Below are 20,418 nucleotides of genomic sequence, written 5' to 3'. Positions count from 1 at the left end.
ACACAGCTAGCAGCAAAAAACAAGGTCTTTTCAAGCTAGACCCCCACGGACGGTTCGCCCATAACGAGGGCATAAAAATTTATTTTCATCACCGTTTGTGAGAAAGTCTGATTTAACATCTAAAAATACGTAAAGTCGATATACTTACAGAGCTTTAGCAGTCTGACTGGAAGAAAGTACGGCTAACATAGCGATTCTTGAATCGTGGCAACACGCCATAGTCCTGACAACGCCAGTAAGCAGAATCCCTTATTAATTCTGAGTCATCCCAATCTGCACTCTCTTTACGGCACGAAACTGTGCGCCAAATCAAAGAGAAACGGATGCCTCCTCCAGCTGGTATTTTTGATGATCAAGAGCGACAACACCTAATTGAACTCGCCCAGACATTTGCTGTAGCAGGTGATCAGGCTCTCGCTTATGAAGGTGAAAAAATAACTTCTGGAAAAAACTAATACAGCAGATTGCAACTTCTCTACCTTGGGCTACGCCAAGGTGAGGTACAGATTATCGTAGGGAACATGGCTGTGCCCCTACCCGTGTACTTCATTTACCTGCAATACGCTGTATCAACAAAAGTAGTTGTGTATCTTGGTGTTTTCAAAGGCGATCGCAACTCCTAAACTGCTTAATTTTGAGAAAAGCGATCGCTATGACAGTATATTTTGTACGAAATTCTTAATCTAATCATTTTTAACTCCGTTAACGCGATTGAGATACAGTAGTTTATAGCCTAGCTTTTGCAAAGTAATGTTTGTAGCAGTGCAATGCTCTGCCAAACCAATGGTAAAAGATTTATCTGGACTCGAAATTACTACCGACTCATCAGCAGCGGTAAATGCCATCGATAGCTTTGTTGATCAATTACTGTGTGTTGGTAACAATGGCCAAGTTGTTCTCAAAGCAGTTGAGGCTGATCCGGCTTGTGCAATTGCTAATGCTCAAGTTGCCGCCTTTTATCTGTTTGCTGGTGGCTCTGTTGCCTTAACCGAAGCAACATCTTATCTGAATGTGGCGAAAGCAAACCTGAAAAAAGCCAATGATCGCGAAAAACTTTATCTCGCCGCAATTGAAGCTTGGGCAAACCGAGACATTGCTCAAGCGATCGCTCACCATGAAGCGATCGCTGAATCATTTCCCCGCGATTTAGCCTCAGTTCATCTGTGCCAATACCACTATAGAAATTCTGGTAACAGTCAGGGAATGTTGCGAATTGCCGAAAAAGTTTTCCCTGCGAATCGTGACAACCCTTATATGTATGGGATGCTAGCCTTCGGGTTAGAAGAGTGTCATCGTTTAGAGGAAGCAGAAGAATATGGGCGACAAGCGATCGCCCTGAAACGAGATAACCGTTGGGCACACCATGCAGTTGCCCATGTTTTAGAAACTCAAGGACGCCTAAAAGAGGGGATTAGCTTAATGGAGAGTCTTAGCGATACTTGGGAATATGGTAGCTCGGCTTTTTATGGACACCTTTGGTGGCACACATCTCTTTACTACTTGGATATTGAAAATTTTGCTAAAGTACTAGAAATATATGATACGCGCATTTGGGGACGTGCCAAAAAAGACAATGGACGCGAGCAGATTAATGCGATCGCATTATTGTTGCGGCTGGAGTTACGCGGTGTAGATGTCGGTTCGCGCTGGCAGGAACTTGCTGCTTACCTGCAACCACGGCTACACGAACACGTCCTTGCTTTCCTGGATTTGCAATATATTTATGCACTTGTGCGGGGCGGCAAAGATGACTGGGCGGCACAGATGTTAGAGAGTATGCAAACTCATGGAGAGAAAGTCTTACCCTATGCGCGTCGGACTTGGGTAGAGGTGGCAGTACCGGCTGCTAGGGGGATGATTGCTCATGCTCGTGGGGATTGGGAGAAGGTGATCGCTCAACTAGAGCCAGTGTTACCCGATTTATACTCCACAGGTGGATCTCATGCTCAACGAGATTTATTTGAGCAAATTTATCTTGATGCACTGATTCGCGATCGGCAGTATCACAAAGCCTTGAATGTCCTGGAAAAGCGCAATACGGCCCGTGGCAATATTCCAGTGATTCAGCGGGAATTAGCTAATACTTACAGCCAGCTAGGACACATTGATGAAGCACATCGAGCCTCTCAACTTGCTTCAGAACTTTCACAACGTTATCAAAAAGTAGAGCAAACAGTATGACGACATACGTAAATCTCGGAAAAAGTGGACTGAAAGTATCACGCCTGGTTTTGGGTACTATGACTTATGGTTCTCGAAAATGGCGAGAATGGGTATTGGAAGAAGAAGAAAGTCGCCCGTTTATTAAAATAGCTTTGGAATTGGGGATAAACTTCTTTGACACCGCCGATGTTTACTCCTTAGGTGTCAGCGAAGAAATCCTGGGACGGGCGCTTAAGGATTTTGCCAAAAGAGATCAGGTCGTCATTGCTACCAAAGTCTTTAGTAAAATCGGTGATGGCCCTAATGACCGGGGACTGTCTCGCAAACATATTTTTGATAGCATTGATGCCTCATTACAACGTTTACAGACAGATTACGTCGATTTGTACCAAATTCACCGTTGGGACTATGAAACACCAATTGAGGAAACCCTAGAGGCACTACATGATGTAGTCAAATCAGGTAAAGTTCGTTACTTGGGTATCTCAAGTGTTTACGCATGGCAATTCGCCAAAGCCCTTTACACGGCTGACAAACACGGTTGGACTCGCTTTGTATCTATTCAAAACCATTACAACTTAGTTTATCGAGAAGAAGAGAGAGAGGTGATACCTTTATCTCTAGATCAAGGAATTGGGATCATTCCCTGGAGTCCTCTGGCGCGGGGCTTTCTAGCAGGGAATCGCAGCAAACAAAGCTATGGCGAAACACTACGGGCGAAAACCGATGAATTTGCTCACAATCTCTACTATCAAGATTCGGATTTCCAAATAGTTGATCGCGTCGTAGAGTTAGCCCAAAAACGCGGTGTTAAACCAACACAAATTGCCTTAGCTTGGTTGTTGCATCAACCGGGTGTGACGGCTCCGATTGTTGGTGCTAGTAAAATAGAGCATCTTAAAGAAGCAGTGGAGGCTGTGGATTTGAAGCTTTCCGATGAAGAACGCAAATTCCTTAAAGAACCTTACACACCGCATCCTATCTTAGGACATCAGTAGCCAACCGCCTCTACCAGTTGCCCATAGCAATATCTAGTACTGGCTTATTTTTCACCTCATCTGGAATAAATCATCAAGTGACCTAACCCCCTAGCCCTCTTTCCTGCTAAGCAAGGGGAAAATTCAAAGTTTAACCCAGATCACTTAACTGAGTACACTTTTGCGTAAAAGCGTAGCGTTTTTAATGCAGGGGGACGCATTAACATTGTATAAAGATGCATTGGTATTGTCGGGGGACGCATTAACATTGCATCAAGATGCATTGGTATTGTCGGGCGAAGCATTGGCATTGTCGGGGGACGCATTGGCATTGCATCAAGATGCATTGACATTGTAAGGTATTGCCAAATTTAATTCGCTACAAATTAATTAAATGCTGTACTAAGTTACAAAAAATAACTCGCATTGGATAAACAGAGAATTTTGAGGTTTACACCAGGAGGAATGTAATGTCATCATCTACAAAAAGATCTATTGCCACCTATACAAGAATGGCAGATGGAACAAAAGAGGATTATCTGCTGTTACGGGAACACTCTAAGCCTTTGTTGAATCAGGTTGCCGATCACGCACTAACACTTTTAGTTGGCTTACAAGAGAGTTATCCAGGAAATCTGATTGATCGTTATCAGCATTCGCTACAAACGGCAACACGGGCTTTTTGGGATGAGGCAGAAGAAGAGGTCGTGGTGGCTGCGTTGCTGCATGATATTGGTGATTTACTAGCACCAGTAAATCACGCACAGCTAGCAGCAGCCATCCTCAAACCTTATGTGAGTCCAGCTACCCATTGGATAGTTGAACATCATGGGATTTTCCAAGGCTATTATTTCTGGCATCATACAGGAGGCGATCGCCATGCGCGAGAAAAGTTTCGAGGTCATCCTTACTTTGACCGCACCGCTGAGTTCTGCCATAAGTGGGATCAAGAATCATTTGATCCAAACTATGATACTTTGCCGCTGACTTTCTTTGAGCCGATGGTACACCGGATCTTCGCTCGTGAACCTTGGGGCCAGCATACAAAACAGGAATCATAAAAGTATCGGAGTGCAGGAATCAAACATGATTCGATTCGACCATGCCAGCAAGGCGCTCATTTTGTTGGTTGCATTCCTCCCCTTTCTAGGACTGTATGGGTGTTATCTGGACAAAATGACGCGTTTAGTCAAACATCTTATATCAAGTCCGGGTAATTAGTTATGATTCCCACAGTCATTGCACCCCACACGCCAGATGCTCCACTTGGGGAGACCCCTTCTCTACGAGACGCTCCGCGTTCACGTAGTGTCTTGTAGAGAAGGCGCTAGCCTCTCCCTTTGGGAGAAGACTGCACTGGCTCCCCTTAATCCCCTCCCCGCTCTTCGGGAGGGGAGACAAAGCGTAGCTTTGGCTCTTTGGGGTTCTTCGGGTTTAAATAAGTAGTCAAGCGGACATGATATTACTCAGGCATCCAGTAATATTCCACATTCGGTTGACCGTTGATTTTGTTTGTTGATAGCTTGCCCACTTTAAAACCGTGGTGTTCGTAAAATGCACAAGCTCGTATATTCGCTTGTAATGTGTCAAGCCCTAGACCTTGGGGACAAATTGCTTTAGCTTTATCAAGTAGTGTTGAACCGATACCCTGATTTTGGTACGTTGTATCTACAAACAGCTGGCTCAACCATTGTTTCTCTTTAATGACTACGAGAAAACCTACAATTTGATTTTCAACTTCAGCCAGCCAAACATCCCCGCGTGCAGCAAGGTCATCACGAAATCGAACTTTCCATGTGAAATACGGTTGTGGATGTTGAATGTCAGGAAATGTCTGATGCCAAGTTCAATACCACAGATGAACGGTGTCTTCTAAATCATTTAATTGATAAGGACGAATCTTTACCACGATATGGCAAGTTAGTTTTAAAGTACTTTAATATTTGCAGATATTTTAATTACACTGATTTCAATCGAGATGGTTTAGATGCGATTACCTGTGAAGTTGCATAGAACAAGGGGCTTAAGCCCCTTGTTTCACCAAGCCTGACGCCCAAAAGGCAATTAGAAGTGCAGCCATTGAGTTTATTGAAAATGTTCAAAATTTCCTGAAGTTTTAGCCATGCCTTCAAATGACTGGAATTTCGACTAAGTAATCCAAAAATATCCAGTCTGCTTTATCTCAATACGCTTGGGATAAGCCTATTTTTCTTCCCCTGCCTCCCTACACTGAAGAATTTTCTTAACCCAAGCGTATTGTGCTTTATTTAGTGGGCATAGTGATTTCCCAAATTCCTTCATTTCCACCATATTCCAGAACATAAATCTTATTGCCGATAATCTCAGAATCAATGGGATTACTAAAACCTTTGACAATGCGGGTGGCGTTAAGTTTATAGTTGGTAGTTCCCACTTTAGTTAACTTTAAATGCAGTAGGTCTTGGCCGGCATCTTTAAAAGGACCTGCTAGTGTTTCGCCAGTGGGGTCGCCTGGTGTCCAACTCAACATGAATCCATCTTGGTTGAATTCTGGACTCATTACTCCTTTTGTATCAAAAACTAAGCCCAAAGGAGAACGGTGTGATGTAAAAGTGCTCACACTTTGCCCCAGAACACTTGCATCTTTGACTTTGCCATCTACAGGATCACGGTAACTGTCTGCGTCCGGGCCAAAATTAGGAATTGGTTCAATTAAGTTTCCAGGCCGAATAGGAAAGGTTGGATCGTTACGAAAGTAGCCCTTTTGAACTGCGCCAAATTTTGGGTTTAATAAACGGTCTTTGGCAGGATTATAATTGGGGAATTGTTGTGGGTTGTCTGTCCCACCAATACGCCAGGGAAAGCCGTAATTACCATCTAGACGTAGCCAATTTAATTCTTCTGACATGTCGCGATCGGGGCCATTTTCTGTGCCAAATAAATCCCCATTGGGTGCAAAAGCCATATCAAAAGTATTACGTGTTCCTTCTGCAAAAATATAGCCAGCTGTCTTTAAGGTTGCTCGATTGTTTACAAGAAAGAGATTATTGCCATTACTAGGGAGGCGGAGTATACAGGCGGTTAATCCTACTTCGCGAGTATTGGGATATTTACCATCATCAGACTGAACCTCACCGTGATCGGTACGAGAACCGCTATTTACATAGATAAAGTTACCATCCGGGCTAACAACCACGCCGTTGAAGCGATGGTCATAGGCTGTTTTGCTTTTGGGATAGCCTGCACTCTGAGCTAAGATAGACCAGATGCGCTTTCCTGTACTCGAATTAATTACGCCTTTAACAATAATTCCTTTGGTCTGGTCATTCACAAGGTCTGCATTGCCAACCAAATAAATTGTACCGTTAGGACCAATGGCCATACCTTCAGTCTCAGCTAGATTATGATTACTAGAGTTGTAGACAAGTGTCTTAGTAGAGGAGGCTAAATTGACTTGATAAATCTCACCATTTCGTTTGAGGTAATAGAGGATATTGTTTCGTGGATCTTTTGCAATCCGAACAGAAGGAGAAACCGATAACGTATTGAGAATATTGCGAATCTTAATATCAGAACGCAGGGCTTCAGGTGCAGCATTTACTCCAGTAGTGCCATAATTTAATATGATTATTGCAAATAATAGAATCTTGGCAGCAAAAAAGCACCTTTTTAAAGGTAAATTACCGATAAATCTGCGCTGTTCTGGCTTGGATGATTTAGTGCTATTCATTATTTTGTTCATAAAATAGTTAGGTGATTTTGTTGGGAAATCTTCTTGATAAGGGAAAAATCTTTAGAGATTACGGCCTGAAATAATGAATGGGTAATAACTTGTAAATAGTCTATTGTCGAATACAAAAATATATGCTGTTGTGTCCTTATAACCAGCAGCCAAAGTATATTTGAAAATACTAATTATTGATTTGGTTAGTTGATTATCCAAATCGTAAGTAATTGGGTCAAAATTTATTTTTTTTAATTATTTGTTTTCCTCATATTTTTAAACTCACCTGTAATTATTTAATTATCATGAGCGAAAGGTTACGTCAAATTCTTTACCAAATCTTAAAAATGTAAAATTTATGATTTTTGATAGTGTTAAAAGTTTTTATAAACTTTCATGAATTATTTCTTATAAAATACTATTTTTTTGGTAAAATATGCAAAATGTTTCAGATGAATACAGGATTGTAGTTAACTTATATTTCAAAATGTATTTTTAATTGCAAAAAACAGAGTTTTATGTTACAAACATACATTTGAAAAAACATAAGTTAAATTGATAGATTATCCAGAGCATTTTTTAGCTTAATAACACTTAAGCTTTACAGAAATTTTATATGCTTATTTTAAGTACTAAAGCTTATTCTAGGAAAGGATGCCCCAAAAAGCATGGTGCTAAATTCAAGCTTAATGAACCTAATTAACCTGAGTTCGGGATAAAGAAAAGGACAGGTAGTAAGCTGTAAATAACAACAAATCCAGCAACCTGTCCTATGTTTAGTTTAGATGCTTTGTTCTGTCATGTAGATGATTTCTGTAAAGCGTTTGAAGCACAATGGCACAAAAAACTGTTCAATCATGGAGGAATAAAACGTGTTCGTGCTAAATGCTTGTGTTTAAGTGAAATAATGACAATTCTCATCGCTTTTCATCAAAATCACTACCGTAATTTCAAACATTTTTGTTTGAATCAAGTGAAACAGCATTGGAGTTGTGCGTTTCCAGGTCTTCCAGAAAATGAATCTAAACGTCAATTACTTTTTTTTATAAACTAATTGTGCTTTGAAGCGTCAGGCATAATTGCCTCCTGAAGATTTACGCCGCCGAGGTGAGCTAACCTAAGGTCAGCTCCTCTAAGGTTAGCTCCTCTGAGATTCGCCCCTGCCAAATTCGCGCCTCTAAGGTTAGTCCAACTCAAATCAGCTTGACTCAAATCAGCTTCACTTAGGTTAGCCCGCAGCAGGTAAGCACCACTGAGGTGAGCCTTGTTCAGATTAGCTTTGTAAAGGTTAGTTTTATAAAGATAAGCCCCCAACATTTCCGCCTCGTACAAACATGCTTCTCTAAGGTCAGCCGTAATCAAGTTAGCTTCAGTAAGGTTGGCAAAAGAGAGATTAGTCCGTATTAACTTCGCTGCACCTAAATCGGCATCTCTCAAGTTAGCGCCTCTTAAGTCAGTTCCAATTAGATTAGCATCAGCGATCGCAGCGCCTCTAAGATTCGCCTCACTCAAGTCAGCTCCAATCAAATTGGCATGACTCAAATCTGCCTGCGTAAGTATAGCACCACTCAAGTTAGCAACACTTAAGTTAGCATCACTCAGGTTAGCTTCAACGAGGAAGGCTTTGTAGAGGTTGGCACTACTCAGGTCAGCACCACTGAGATTTGCTCGCACCAGTAAAGCATTACCCAAATCCACCTTGCTCAAGTTTACCCCCTGGAGGTTTGCGCCTCTGAGGTTATCCCCTTGCAGGTTTGCGGCGCTGAGGTCTGGTTCAATCTCAGGATTTTTCTTTCTCCACTCAATCCATGTAACTGCACCTGCTTTCAGTAAAGCTAGATGCTCTCGATTTGCCATTTTCTCTCCTTTACTCCTGACGCCCACCCAGAGGATTTGCCCGACCAGCTACACTTTCAATCGCCGCTAACGCTCCTGCCGCACCTGCTAGAATATCTTGTTCTTGTCCACCTAAGTAAAGCCGTCCAAAACTACCTACAGCTAGAACCTCAAGAATGTTAATCGCCGCTGCTTTCTCAGCTTCATTCGCAGCCAGTGCGGCGTAAGCAGCAGGCTCAACTTCTAATACATACAGCGTTTGTCCTGCTAGTAGTAGCTGTCCCCGGCGTGTGCGATTAATAAGTTGTGTTTGGTAAGCATCGATGTTGCGGATAATCTGGCTAGAAATAACCCGCGGTTTGAGACATTCCTCTCTTCGGACTCCCAATGCCGCCAAAATGGCTTGACCAGCAGCTCGCGTTTCGCCCTGGGAGCCAGAATGAACTTCCAATAGTCCGTATAGTCGTTCAACTATCTGTACTCCCGGACGGACAGAGGCAGATTTCAGGGCTATATCCGTAATTTTATTAATTTCGATACCAGGAGAGATTTCAATCCACAGTGATGTATCCCCTGGTAATGGTAAGAAGCCTTGGGCTACTGTTCCCATATATGCTGCATGTTGAGGTTGCAGGCTGTCGAGAAATACGAAACTGCGTAGCTCTATTCCCAAGATTTTGCTCTCCAGTCATAAGGGTAAAAGTTATCTATTGCAAGATATGAGCGCCTAGCTTGGGGCATTTTTGCCACAAGTGAAGGATGGAAAAACACAAAGTAGAAAAATTTTGCTGTCGATAAATCTTACACCTGAGAAGTATTCTGGCAGTAAAAACCGCCTTGACAATTGTACAAGCTTTATTATGCACAAATCGCTGCCTACAATGCCTAAATCGAGCAATGCTTGGCTTCATTTACTGATAAATTTGATGTTACAAAAAAGCTTTTAGCTAAACTGAAGCGGATAAAGTTCACTGGACTTGTGCCGATATCTTCAAAATGCTGCCAAAACCGCAGCCTATCAAACTGACAGTGCTAAGATTTCCATATTGACAAAGTAGGCAAGAAATGCTGTAAGTGGAAACAAGGAAATAACAGGCTATTCGCTAATTAACTTTGACTGGTAGGGTAATCACAAACTCAGTCCCTTCACCTGAGATTGAGTTAACTGCGTAGCTTGCTGTCGTAGGCATCGCTCCACCATATTTTCCTACCACAATTTGACGAGCGATGTCTGACGACAAGCTGAAGAAGCGTCTCAATCTGGTAAAGATATCAGTTAGCTAGCTAAAGTGAAAATGATGGGTACACTCAAATAGTCACATATCTTTGAAAATTTCTATGGGCGCTTATTACGGTTCTATTCACATTTGCTCAACTGACACTGAAGAAATTGTAGAGATCGTAAAAAGGCTTGCTGCACAAGAAAAACTAAAATTTTTAATTTCTCCATGTATTAATGGTTGGATTAGTGTTTATTCTTCAGAAAGAGGGCAAAATCCTACAGCTATTACGGTGATAGCACAGCAATTTTCCGGTCATTTGATTAATCTTATTCTTTATCATGACGATTTTTTTTATTACGAATATTACAGAGGTCATCAATTAATTAATGCCTATAGTTCAGATCCAGAATATTTTGGGACTATATCTAGAGAAGAAAAATCAAGATTAACTGGCAAGCCCGAAGTATTTGCTGATTTACTATCTGAACTACCAAACAATCAAACAACCATTGAAGAGATTGCTGAAGTATTGGCAGTTTCATCTCCAGAGAAACGCGAAGAACTTTCTCTAAAAAGCGTAGAAAGATTGCAACAATTAGAAGCAGGTACAAACCCTGCTGATATCAACGAATTGCCTGATGATCAAGTGTTTATAGCTGCTAGCCAGTTTTATCGCTTTGCTAAACTTTTTAACATCAGTAATGCTTCAACTTGCTATGAATATCTTCAAGATGACGAGGATGAAGAAATTGAACGATGGAAAGAATTTGTTCATATTCCAGATCCCTCCATTGAATTTCGTCGCTTCTTCTAGTGATGTTATCACTGTTGGCGATCGCGCTAGTCGAATGGCAAGAACCTATGATATTGCTTTTGACTGGCAGCGCAATATTTTACTTTCTTGTGGACTAGAGGGCAAGATCAAGTCTCTTGACTTAGCGACTGGAGAATCTAAAGTTTTATTGGAATTACCTGGAAAACCAGCGATTATCCAATTAAACCTATCTCGTGATTTGGCTACCTTCTGTACACATTCAATACCCGATATATTTGAGCGTAAGCGACGAGAGCCATTTCTCGTCCAAATATGGAATTATTTAGGACTTGCCTAATGCTTTGCGAGTTGGTGCGATCGCAGATTCAATTAAAAAAATCCGAAAAGCAGCAACCTCAGTTTGGAGATTAAGTATACACCTACCAAAATGAGATGCACTCATTGCTAAGTCATGGTAAATGCAAATTTAAAACTGAGATTTAAACCCGTTTCTCACAGTTGGGTTGCTCTACATCCACAGCCTAAAGGGGTAATTCAATTTATTGCAGGGGCTTTCTTTGGTACTTTTGGCCCCATGCTTTTCTATCGCTATTTGCTTCAATCTCTATTCGAGCAGGGATATACGATTATTCTTCTGCCGTTTAATTTTAGTTTTAACCATTATGTAGAAGCGGGTTTTCTCATGAGAGAGCAGTATGAAATTCTGCCAGAGCTTGTGAGGATGGCAAGTGTTGCAGGATATGATTATGAAGCTTATCTAGATGATAAAAACTTTTCTTGGATTGGACATAGCCTTGGCTGTAAATATATCTCCCTGTTAGAAGGATTTACTGCTTTGCCAGATGATCCTCAAGATAGGCAAAAGTTTATTCGGAATCTGCTATCTCATACTTCAGATGAGTCACAGATAGAAAGTGTCATTGCAGAGATTAACATTCTTGTTGAAGAACTGAAACTAAAAATTGTAGAAGTTCAAAACCTAATTTGTAGTTATGTAGGTCGAAAAATAAAAATTAACAGTATCTTTATTAAGGGGCAAGTTTCTATCCTATTAGCACCTGATATTAGCGATACAGCTAGTGCAATTCGTCCGCAATTTTTAGCAGATATCATCGATAATCTTGGCTGGGGTGTAAAACCAACCCCTGAAGAAACCAAGAACTTAATCAAGGATAGTGGGCTATTTAATATTATGGGTTTAGTCTGTTTTCAGTCTGATAATATTGCTAAATTAACCTGTGAATGGTTTAGAAAAACTCTAAAAAAACCACCCAAAGAGTTTCTTAAATCTTTAGAGGGCGGACATTTAAAACCTTTAGGTATTCAACTAGGCAAGTATGTGATTAATCTTTTTGATAAACCTTTGATTGAATCAGTTGAAGAGCGAAAGAGAGGCTTTGAGCATTATGTAATTCAATTGCTTGAGGAACTGAAAAAAGAATCACCTAAGAAAAGTACTGAAAGTTCCAAAATTATTAAGTCAATAATATTAGGTTCGCATAAGTAGTTATGCTAACCACAGCCAATAACCCCACCATGCCCTTGCGGTTTCCCAAGCTGAATTCTTAACGGCAGTTTCCCCTGATGCCTTTATTGTATTTTGCTGAAGTCGATTTCAATACAATACGCTTGGCTTTAACCCAAGCGTATTGGATTTCAATAAGCATTCAAGCATATTGCTTTCTCATTTCGGTAAATTTAGCAAGCAAAAGGACATATTGCTTTCTCAAAAGGCTTGAATGCTTTCTCATTTCGGTAGATTCAGCAAGCAAAAAGGCATATTGCTTTCTCAAAATGCTTGAATGCTTTCTCATTTCGGTAGATTCAGCAAGCAAAAAGGCATATTGCTTTCTCAAAAGGCTTGAATGCTTTCTCATTTCGGTAGATTCAGCAAGCAAAAAGGCAGATTGTTTTCTCAATTTGCCTTTTTGCTTTTTCAAATGAGTAATTTACGCACTAATATATAGTTATCGCTGTCTAGCACAAGCCATTAGTCATTGAGCATGGAGTAAAAGTCATACTCCCTTTTTTTTATGCCTAATGCTCTTTCATAACAATCCCAACTCTTCTGGAAAACCGAGCATGATGTTTAGGTTTTGGATTGCGGCTCCCGATGCGCCCTTACCCAAGTTGTCAAGACGAGCAACTAGCAACGCTTCTTTGGTAGTGTCATTGGCGAATACAAAAACCTGAACAATATTAGTGCCGTTGATTGCGTAGGCGTAGCCCGTCGTAGACATCGCATCTAGAAACGTTCCGTCTCGCAGCAGAGTAGAATCTTGGAATGGAGCAACCTGCACGAACTTTTCACTTTGGTAGTAGTCAGCAATTGCTTGATAAATCACCTCACCTGATGGTGGATTATCCAAAATCCCTAGCGGCAAAGGCACCTGCACCAGCATCCCCTGCTCAAAATCTCCCACTGCTGGTACGAACAGCGGCGGCGATGCTAACCCCGAAAAGTAATGCATTTCCTTAACGTGCTTATGCCCAAACTGCAAACCGTAGATGCCATAAGGATAGAGCGACTCTGCCCCAGCTTGCTGTTCGTGGAAGGTATGGTACTGTTTGATCAGATTCTTTCCGCCACCAGAGTAACCTGATACTGCATTAACGGTGATCGGAAAATTACTCTTCAGGAGTCCCTTGGCAATCAACGGACGGATACAGGCTAAAAATCCTGTAGGATAACAGCCTGGATTGCTGACAAACTGGGCGCTGGCGATTTTCTCTCGCTGTCCTGGATTTAGTTCAGGAAAGCCATATACCCAGCCTTTAGCTGTGCGGTGGGCACTACTAGCATCAAGGATCTTAACCGTACTACTACTGACTAAGCTAACAGCTTCGCGGGCTGCGTCATCAGGTAGGCAGAGAATCACAACATCGACGGCATTGATTAGTTTGGCTCGCTCAGTTGCATCTCTATGTTTAGATGCCTCAATGCTAACTAACTCGACGTCATCCCGTTGGCTGAGGCGTGAGTAAATCTGTAAGCCTGTGGTTCCCGATTCCCCATCAATAAAAACTTTAGGTTTAGTAATCATGCGTTTAGCATCCTGATCTTTAAGTAGTATTATTTACATCTAAAGGATAATAATCCTTTAATAGCATGGGTTTGAGCGTTTGATAATTGAGGCTATTTTTTCATAAATATCCTTATGCAGCAAGGATTATACAAATTACGTGCGTTCGCTCTGGTATTCTCCCTTAGTTTTTTCAAAAATCAAATCAAATTCCTATAGCAAATCTAAAAATTAAATTAAAATTTTTTGTGTTGCTCACGACATCTAAAAAATAATGAGTATGTTATGTTACTAAACGAAATCATAAATGATCTCATTTTCAGCAATTAACTTAAGTGTGAATACAGCCGTTGCGGTATAGGCAGCCAGAGGATTTCTGAATTCTTTCTGACCAAGACTATACCAAAATTCCTGCTGAGTTCTCACTAAAATCTGGTTTAAATAACGAATTTATAGTACCTGATGTCACAAATTAGTTGTGAGATCACGTGTTACAAAATCCGTTCGGTCAATCTATTGTAGCTATTTTCAATTGTATGGAATACATATCTGTTGAGGAGTGCAAAGTTTTGCGCCCCATAGTGTATTGCATCCATACGAAAATCGCTATACCCAGTCTCAGGGAGATTCATAAAAATAAATCTCCAGCCTGATTAAAACGAATAACCGACTACACCCACAGTGAAACCAGGTTCTGCAAAGCAGTTCCCGTACCACTTCCCTACGGAACGCTCCGCAAACGTGGAAGCAAGCTACGCGTAGGGTCTCGTTCACCAGAAGGGTAGGCTGGAGATTTATTTCGGATTTGTGTGTGAGCAAATTTTTGTAGGAGTTAAGTGAACAAGATGAATCTGTGCAAACAACGTCAAAGTAAAAATAGCGTATTGATTTTAACTTCTCTGGCTGTGTTGGCGTCTCCATTAGTATTGCCTTTACAACAAGCCTCTGCACAAACATTAACGACTGTTGTAAATTTCAACGGTACTAATGGAGCGGCCCCAAGAGCAGGTGTGTTTGCAGGGAAAGATGGCAATCTTTATGGAACCACTTCCGCAGGTGGTTCGCAAAATAAAGGAACAGCATTCAAATTAACTGGTTCTACTTTAAGTACTCTGACTACACTAGTTAACTTCACTGGAACCAATGGAACTAACCCAGTTGCTAGATTATTCCAGGCAAGTGATGACAATCTATATGGTGCAACCTTTACAGGTGGTACAAACAACCTCGGTACGTTGTTTAAGTTGGGAAAAACAACTTTTACAACCCTGACAACTCTTTTAAATTTCAATGGCACTAATGGAGCCAACCCAGCAGGCCGATTGATTTCAGGTAGCGATGGCAGCTTAGTGGGGATAACTTCTGCCGGTGGGGTCAACAGTAAAGGAACTGTATTCAAGATTCCGGTGACTGGTGGTGTCCCTACTGTCTTAGTTAACTTCAACGGTATTAATGGAGCAACTCCATTAGCAAGGTTGCAATTAGCTAGTGACAAAAACTACTATGGCACCGCCTCAGCAGGTGGAGCAAGTAATAAGGGTGTGGCATACAAATTAACTCCTGCAGGAGCAATAACTTCATACAGCTTTAGTGGTGCTAATGGGCAAAGTCCCCGGTCTGGATTAACTGAATCTGATGGATTTCTCTATGGCACAACTTATCTGGGTGGAACCAGTAATAAAGGAGCTATATTCAAGGTTCCGCTCGGTGGCGGTACACCGGTTTTAGTTGCCAGTTTTAATGGCAGCAATGGGGCCAACCCCACAGCCGCAGTTACAAAAGGAAAGGACGGTAACTTCTATGGCACAACTTCTACAGGTGGTGCAAATAATAAAGGAGCCGTCTATCGGTTGGCTGGAGGAACCATCACTTTGTTGTTTAGTTTTAATGGCACAAATGGGGCAACACCGGAGTCTACGCTAATTCAACTTGCTAATGGTGCATTTTACGGTACCGCTTCTACTGGTGGCACTTCTGGACAAGGAACCGTGTTTACATTTACACCATAACTTCAAGGTCTAATAGTAGAACGTAGATTTTTCCACTTTCAGATAGTCATGCTTACTGAGTATCTGAAAGTGGAAAATACATTTGTAGACAACCAAATACATTGATGATGGAGCAAAACAATTAACATGCTATGAATATTTCGCTTCAACTGGTTTTTGATGAAGGGCTATTCCGTCCAAGCGAGAGTGCGTTTCACTGCCTTTTGCCAAGTAGTAAAGTTGGAGAATGGGGAATTGTTCCTCGGCTCAAACACACGTTCAATTTGCCGTTGCTGCACCAATGCTTCATAGCTCTCCCAAAATCCTACAGCTAAACCTGCTGCAAATGCTGCACCCTGAACGGTCGTATCGCGCATTATTGGACGTTCAACTGGAATACCCAACACATCAGCCTGGAACTGCATTAGGAAATTATTCTCGCAAGCACCACCATCTACAGTTAATTGACCAACAGGGATACTGTTAGATGCATTAATCGCTTGCACGACTTCCAGAACTTGATAGGCGATCGCTTCCAGTACAGCGCGAACTAGATGCTCTGGTTGTACACTGGCGGTAATGCCGAAAAAGGCTCCCCTAGCACTCATATCCCAATAAGGTGCGCCCAGTCCACTAAATGCAGGCACAAAGTATACTCCACCATTATCTTTTACCTGATTTGCCATCGCTTCAGTTTCAGCAGCAGTTTTAATCAGCTTCAGGCGATCGCGCAACCATTGAATACAAGCACCACTAGTAAACATACTGCCTTCAAGAGCATAGCTTACATCTATAGTTTCCCTTGTATTGCCTTGTGTCCATGCCACTGTGGAAAGGAGTTGATGCGGCGATCGCACAATTTGATCACCTGTATGAGCCACCAAAAAGCTACCAGTACCGTAAGTACATTTCATCAAACCAGGGCGATCGCAGCCATGACCAAATAGAGCAGCTTGCTGATCCCCTAAGATGGCAGTGATCGGAATTTTAGCGCCTAACAAAGTCTTATCAGTAACTCCAAAAACTCCTAAACTAGGCTGAATCTGGGGCAAAATATGAGCCGGAATTTGAAACAGATCCAGTAAAATCTCATCCCACTCACAGGTTTTGAGATTCATTAACATTGTACGACTGGCGTTGCTGTGGTCAGTAGCATGGATTTTCCCACCTGTGAGGTTCCACAGCACCCAGCTATCAATGGTGCCTGCTAAGACATTGTTCAGGTCAATATTAGTAAATTGGTCTAATAGCCACCTAAGTTTAGTAGCAGAAAAGTAGGCATCGATAATCAAGCCGGTGCGATCGGAAATTTCTTCAGCATAGCCTTGCTCTTGCAACTGGTGGCAAAGGGGAGCAGTGCGGCGATCTTGCCAGACGATTGCTCTATGGAGTGGTTTTCCAGTAGTTTTGTCCCAAATCAAGCAGGTTTCACGCTGCACAGTTAGTCCCAAGGCTGCGATCGCTGATGGAGCAATCTGGGCATTCCCAATTGCAGTTTGCATCACCCAACAGGTATCCTGCCAAATTTGTTGAGGATCATGCTCTAACCATCCTGGCTGAGGATAATACTGAGTTAGTTCTTTGTATGCCTGCCCAACAATCTTGCCGTCTGCATTAAACACAAAGGCGCGGTTGCCTGTCGTACCTAAGTCCAGTGCTAAGATGTAGCCCGATGATGGAGTTGTGTTGCCAAGTGTGTGCATAGCCGCTTTGACATGCTGCAATCGCGATTTTAGCAATACACGTCAAATTAGATATACATTATTTTGTGTACATTTTGAATTCCCTGTTTGCATAGCGTTGCGCTTATTTTGCTGTGTCCGCCTCAAATCCCAGATCCTTTACAACGTTGCAAGACGTTGTGCATTTTAATTATGTGTAAGTAGATCGATACAAAAAATCATTATATACAGCAAATTGCAACTTCTCTACCTTGGGCTACGCCAAGGTGAGGTACAGATAATTGTAGGGAACATGGCTGTGCCCCTACCCGTGTACTTCATTTACCTGAAATACGCTGTAAATGCTGCTATCGATAGAATATTACACACAACTTCATACTAATTTTAGTATTAAATTTCTGTGACAACGTACAAAGTGTCACTTTATTCAAGTCTGATTACAATACTAAGGTTTTATAGTTCGCCTATAAAAAGTAATAGTAAAAGTTCAAACCATCAAAATACAATAAAACTTTCGCATGTTCAAACTTAACTCAAATCGAAATGCACTACTAGCTCTGTTGTTGCTTGTGCCAGTGGCGAGCATTGGTATTGCAATTCAACTGTATATGCTCCCTGGCTCTAAAGGACATTTAGTAGCTTTATTATCTAAAATCTGGTTGTTGGTACTACCCATTATTTGGTTGTTATTTGTCGATAAAGAGAATTTAAAAGTTCAATATCCTAAAGGACGCGATTTGTTAGCTGGAGTCGGATTAGGGCTATTGATGCTATGCATCATCTTGATTGTTTATTGGCTGCTAGGCCCAAAGTGGATAGATGTTGAATATGTTCGTGATAGAGCAACGCAAGTTGGATTGAGCAGTTTTGTGATTTACTTAGTAGGTTCAGCGTACTGGATATTTGTCAACTCTTTACTTGAGGAATTTGTCTGGCGTTGGTTTGTCTATCGCAAATGTGAAATATTGGTATCCAGTCCTTTAGCTGTAGTACTGTCTGCACTGTTTTTTACGATTCATCACATTGTTGGTTTGGCAGCTTACTTCGACTGGCGTGCGACAACATTATGCTCATTGGGCGTGTTCCTAGCAGGGGCGATTTGGTCATGGTGCTACTTAACTTATTGCTCAATCTGGCCTGGATACATCAGCCACATTTTTGCAGATATAGCAATTTTCCTGATTGGCTGGCAACTTATCTTTGCTTAACAAAGATGTAATCAATCTACAGCGAAGTAATTAATCGAAATTTCTCAAGATAATGCGCTTTTTTAAGTCAAAACTATACATATGTACTATACCAAACTTGGGTTTTTGAGCCATGTCTAACACCCAAAACAGTAAATATGCGAGCAAATCAGAGTTGCAGTCAGCACCGGAAATGTACATTTTGTGTGATGCATATTATGGTCGATTTGTACAGTGTGTAAGTTCTAGTTATTAAGAACGTCCTTTTTTTGATGCAGGTAATCTTGCGATCGGGGTGATCTGCCATATTCGCGTTGCTCCCATCGAGAACTATGAGAATCGACTTGCTTTTTAAATTTGGATGTGATACTTTCTGCTTGTAGTTTATCTACGGTTATTCGACCGATTTGCCGTACATTCAAGAATCAACATCACAGCGAAAAGACTTCCCAATAAAAAATATCCAACTACTGATTGTGAAGACCACCCCACAAAATTAGATGATTTATTTCTTAAAAAATCTTAATTAGCGGAAAAGACGAGAGTCTTGGAGTTGATCTCTAGACTCTCATTCTGATCTTTTCTTTAATAAAAGGAGTAATAAAAAAGTTGTTGAATCAGTTCAAAAAGTTTTTATTTTTATTGCCACAACGCTTAGTCCAGTCCCTTAGTGCCCTATTGGTTGCTAGTTCCTGGCTAGGTTTGGCGATTTATGGCTGCGCTCCCAGTAACTCTGCAAATACGAACACTGCCCAAAATGTCAGTAACCAAACTCAAGAGAAAACCAGTTTGATTCGCCTGGGATACCAAAAGGGAGGTGTGGTGCCAATTGCACGTCAACGAGGAGAGTTAGAAAAAAGGCTTGCGGCTCAAAATATCAAAGCTGAATGGGCTGGCCCCTTTGACCGATGTGCTACCTTACTCCAAGCAATTAGCGCTAATCAAGCTGATATAGGTGGGTGCGGAGACATTCCCGGATTGTCAGCGATCGCCGCCGGTCAGGAGCTTTGCATTGGGGCTGTCCAGCGTCCCAGACCTGAATCATTAAGCAGTGCGATCGTAGTGCGTGGCGATTCTCCTATCCGTAAGCCTGCTGACCTTGTAGGTAAAAAAGTTGCTGTCAATCAGGCTGGTGCAGGTAAGTACCTGTTATTAAAAGTATTGGAAAAAGAGAACATTTCTAAAGAGAAAGTTCAGCGTGTCTTCTTAGCTCCAAATGATGCTGCACCCGCCCTCTACCAAGGAACTGTGGACGCTTGGGCAGTTTGGGAACCTTATATCTCAATTGCCGAATTAGAGCATGGTGCTAGAAGAATCACCACAACCCATCCAGCGCCCACCTACAGTGTAATGCTTGTGCGTAATCAGGCTGCGGCTAAATCTCCAGAAGTGGTAAAAGCAGCTTTCAGGGGTTTAAGCGAGGAATACGATTGGTTGAATGCAAATACGGCAAAATCAGCGGAATTTCTGGTCAAGGACATCAAAATCTCCCCAGCCGTAGCCAAGCGGGTAACTGAGAATCAAGGGCCACAGCTACTTGCCACACCTAATGCTGATGATGTTGCAAAACTTCAGAAGACTGCTGACTGGATGCTGGAGCAAAAGATTCTACCGAAAAGGGTAGATGTTGCTGCTACTATCTGCCCCACGGCGAAGTAGGAGGGGGAGATGGGGAGCAGGGGAGCAGGGAAGCAGGGGGGCAGGGGGGTAGAGGAGATATATTTGAGAATGCAACAATGAGTCTTTGATACTCGTTTATCCACCTTAGAACTCCGTTAACGAGTCTTTGATACTCGTTCATCCACCTCAGAACTCCGTTAACGAGTCTTTGATACTCGTTCATCCACCTCAGAACTCCGTT

Annotated in this window: 21 protein-coding genes and 1 pseudogene; 13 read left to right on the top strand and 9 right to left on the bottom strand. The window is 41.8% G+C overall.

The window, feature by feature from the left end:
* The first annotated feature begins 323 nt into the window (after positions 1–323).
* The 5 genes from V7L29_RS15530 (at position 324) to V7L29_RS15510 (ending at position 4,201) form a co-directional block, all read left to right on the top strand.
* Positions 324–455: a hypothetical protein gene (locus tag V7L29_RS15530; RefSeq protein WP_334688209.1), complete on the top strand. Its 132-nt coding sequence runs from the start codon at positions 324–326 to the stop codon at positions 453–455.
* 9 nt (positions 456–464) lie between these two features.
* A complete protein-coding gene (locus tag V7L29_RS15525) occupies positions 465–623 on the top strand; it encodes a hypothetical protein (RefSeq protein ID WP_334736048.1) in 159 nt (52 codons plus the stop codon).
* Between the two features lie 127 nt (positions 624–750).
* Positions 751–2,181: a tetratricopeptide repeat protein gene (locus tag V7L29_RS15520; RefSeq protein WP_334736047.1), complete on the top strand. Its 1,431-nt coding sequence runs from the start codon at positions 751–753 to the stop codon at positions 2,179–2,181.
* Positions 2,178–3,161: an aldo/keto reductase gene (locus V7L29_RS15515; RefSeq protein ID WP_334736046.1), complete on the top strand. Its 984-nt coding sequence runs from the start codon at positions 2,178–2,180 to the stop codon at positions 3,159–3,161. Before V7L29_RS15520 ends, V7L29_RS15515 begins: the two co-directional genes overlap by 4 nt.
* Positions 3,162–3,610: 449 nt before the next feature.
* Positions 3,611–4,201: an HD domain-containing protein gene (locus V7L29_RS15510; protein WP_334736045.1), complete on the top strand. Its 591-nt coding sequence runs from the start codon at positions 3,611–3,613 to the stop codon at positions 4,199–4,201.
* A 401-nt stretch (positions 4,202–4,602) separates the two neighbouring features.
* Here the strand turns inward: V7L29_RS15510 and V7L29_RS15505 are convergent, their stop codons facing one another.
* Positions 4,603–4,962 carry a GNAT family N-acetyltransferase gene (locus tag V7L29_RS15505; protein ID WP_334736089.1) on the bottom strand — a complete coding sequence of 120 codons (360 nt, stop codon included), beginning with the start codon at positions 4,960–4,962 and terminating at the stop codon, positions 4,603–4,605.
* On the opposite strand from V7L29_RS15505, the gene V7L29_RS15500 reads away from it, so the two are divergent.
* Positions 4,950–5,153 carry a hypothetical protein gene (locus tag V7L29_RS15500; RefSeq protein WP_334736044.1) on the top strand — a complete coding sequence of 68 codons (204 nt, stop codon included), beginning with the start codon at positions 4,950–4,952 and terminating at the stop codon, positions 5,151–5,153. The two genes, V7L29_RS15505 and V7L29_RS15500, sit on opposite strands and share 13 nt — an antisense overlap.
* Positions 5,154–5,403: 250 nt before the next feature.
* On the opposite strand, the gene V7L29_RS15495 is transcribed toward V7L29_RS15500, so the two are convergent.
* Complete coding sequence (locus tag V7L29_RS15495; protein WP_334736043.1) at positions 5,404–6,849, bottom strand: PQQ-dependent sugar dehydrogenase; 1,446 nt, start codon at positions 6,847–6,849, stop codon at positions 5,404–5,406.
* A 766-nt stretch (positions 6,850–7,615) separates the two neighbouring features.
* Here V7L29_RS15495 and V7L29_RS15490 point away from each other — a divergent pair.
* Positions 7,616–7,855 (top strand): annotated as a pseudogene (locus V7L29_RS15490) (IS982 family transposase); the annotation flags it as partial.
* A gap of 38 nt (positions 7,856–7,893) precedes the next feature.
* Here the strand turns inward: V7L29_RS15490 and V7L29_RS15485 are convergent.
* The 3 genes from V7L29_RS15485 to V7L29_RS15475 form a co-directional block, all read right to left on the bottom strand.
* The gene (locus tag V7L29_RS15485; protein WP_334689446.1) at positions 7,894–8,700 is read right to left on the bottom strand and encodes a pentapeptide repeat-containing protein; all 807 of its coding nucleotides are present in this window, start codon (positions 8,698–8,700) and stop codon (positions 7,894–7,896) included.
* A 10-nt stretch (positions 8,701–8,710) separates the two neighbouring features.
* A complete protein-coding gene (locus V7L29_RS15480; protein WP_334689445.1) occupies positions 8,711–9,352 on the bottom strand; it encodes a hypothetical protein in 642 nt (213 codons plus the stop codon).
* Between the two features lie 430 nt (positions 9,353–9,782).
* Positions 9,783–9,938: a hypothetical protein gene (locus V7L29_RS15475; protein ID WP_334689444.1), complete on the bottom strand. Its 156-nt coding sequence runs from the start codon at positions 9,936–9,938 to the stop codon at positions 9,783–9,785.
* Positions 9,939–10,005: 67 nt separating this feature from the next.
* On the opposite strand from V7L29_RS15475, the gene V7L29_RS15470 reads away from it, so the two are divergent.
* From V7L29_RS15470 to V7L29_RS15460, 3 genes are all read left to right on the top strand, one after another.
* Complete coding sequence (locus V7L29_RS15470; RefSeq protein ID WP_334736042.1) at positions 10,006–10,716, top strand: hypothetical protein; 711 nt, start codon at positions 10,006–10,008, stop codon at positions 10,714–10,716.
* Complete coding sequence (locus tag V7L29_RS15465) at positions 10,694–11,014, top strand: hypothetical protein (protein WP_334689442.1); 321 nt, start codon at positions 10,694–10,696, stop codon at positions 11,012–11,014. The genes V7L29_RS15470 and V7L29_RS15465 overlap by 23 nt, the downstream gene beginning before the upstream one ends.
* A gap of 114 nt (positions 11,015–11,128) precedes the next feature.
* The gene (locus V7L29_RS15460) at positions 11,129–12,184 is read left to right on the top strand and encodes a DUF1350 family protein (RefSeq protein WP_334689441.1); all 1,056 of its coding nucleotides are present in this window, start codon (positions 11,129–11,131) and stop codon (positions 12,182–12,184) included.
* A 160-nt stretch (positions 12,185–12,344) separates the two neighbouring features.
* Here the strand turns inward: V7L29_RS15460 and V7L29_RS15455 are convergent, their stop codons facing one another.
* Positions 12,345–12,617, bottom strand: a complete 273-nt coding sequence (locus tag V7L29_RS15455) for a hypothetical protein (protein ID WP_334736041.1) — start codon at positions 12,615–12,617, stop codon at positions 12,345–12,347.
* A 108-nt stretch (positions 12,618–12,725) separates the two neighbouring features.
* A complete protein-coding gene (gene argC / locus V7L29_RS15450) occupies positions 12,726–13,718 on the bottom strand; it encodes an N-acetyl-gamma-glutamyl-phosphate reductase (protein WP_334736088.1) in 993 nt (330 codons plus the stop codon).
* 827 nt (positions 13,719–14,545) lie between these two features.
* Here argC and V7L29_RS15445 point away from each other — a divergent pair.
* Entirely contained in the window at positions 14,546–15,709 is a 1,164-nt protein-coding gene (locus V7L29_RS15445) for a choice-of-anchor tandem repeat GloVer-containing protein (protein WP_334736040.1), read from the top strand.
* Positions 15,710–15,876: 167 nt separating this feature from the next.
* Here the strand turns inward: V7L29_RS15445 and glpK are convergent, their stop codons facing one another.
* Complete coding sequence (gene glpK, locus V7L29_RS15440; RefSeq protein ID WP_334736039.1) at positions 15,877–17,391, bottom strand: glycerol kinase GlpK; 1,515 nt, start codon at positions 17,389–17,391, stop codon at positions 15,877–15,879.
* A gap of 497 nt (positions 17,392–17,888) precedes the next feature.
* Here glpK and V7L29_RS15435 point away from each other — a divergent pair, with 497 nt between their 5' ends.
* Positions 17,889–18,578 carry a CPBP family intramembrane glutamic endopeptidase gene (locus tag V7L29_RS15435; RefSeq protein WP_334689438.1) on the top strand — a complete coding sequence of 230 codons (690 nt, stop codon included), beginning with the start codon at positions 17,889–17,891 and terminating at the stop codon, positions 18,576–18,578.
* Positions 18,579–18,802: 224 nt separating this feature from the next.
* On the opposite strand, the gene V7L29_RS15430 is transcribed toward V7L29_RS15435, so the two are convergent.
* A complete protein-coding gene (locus V7L29_RS15430; RefSeq protein WP_334736038.1) occupies positions 18,803–18,979 on the bottom strand; it encodes a hypothetical protein in 177 nt (58 codons plus the stop codon).
* Between the two features lie 187 nt (positions 18,980–19,166).
* Between V7L29_RS15430 and V7L29_RS15425 the strand changes: the two genes are divergently transcribed.
* On the top strand, positions 19,167–20,216 hold the full coding sequence (locus tag V7L29_RS15425; RefSeq protein WP_334736037.1) for an aliphatic sulfonate ABC transporter substrate-binding protein: 1,050 nt from the start codon (positions 19,167–19,169) through the stop codon (positions 20,214–20,216).
* Positions 20,217–20,418 lie beyond the last annotated feature (202 nt).

It is taken from the genome of Nostoc sp., assembly GCF_036916575.1.
Lineage (GTDB): Bacteria > Cyanobacteriota > Cyanobacteriia > Cyanobacteriales > Nostocaceae > Nostoc.
The sequence above is the reverse complement of the archived record's forward strand: the minus strand, read 5'-3'. Positions and strand labels throughout refer to the sequence as shown.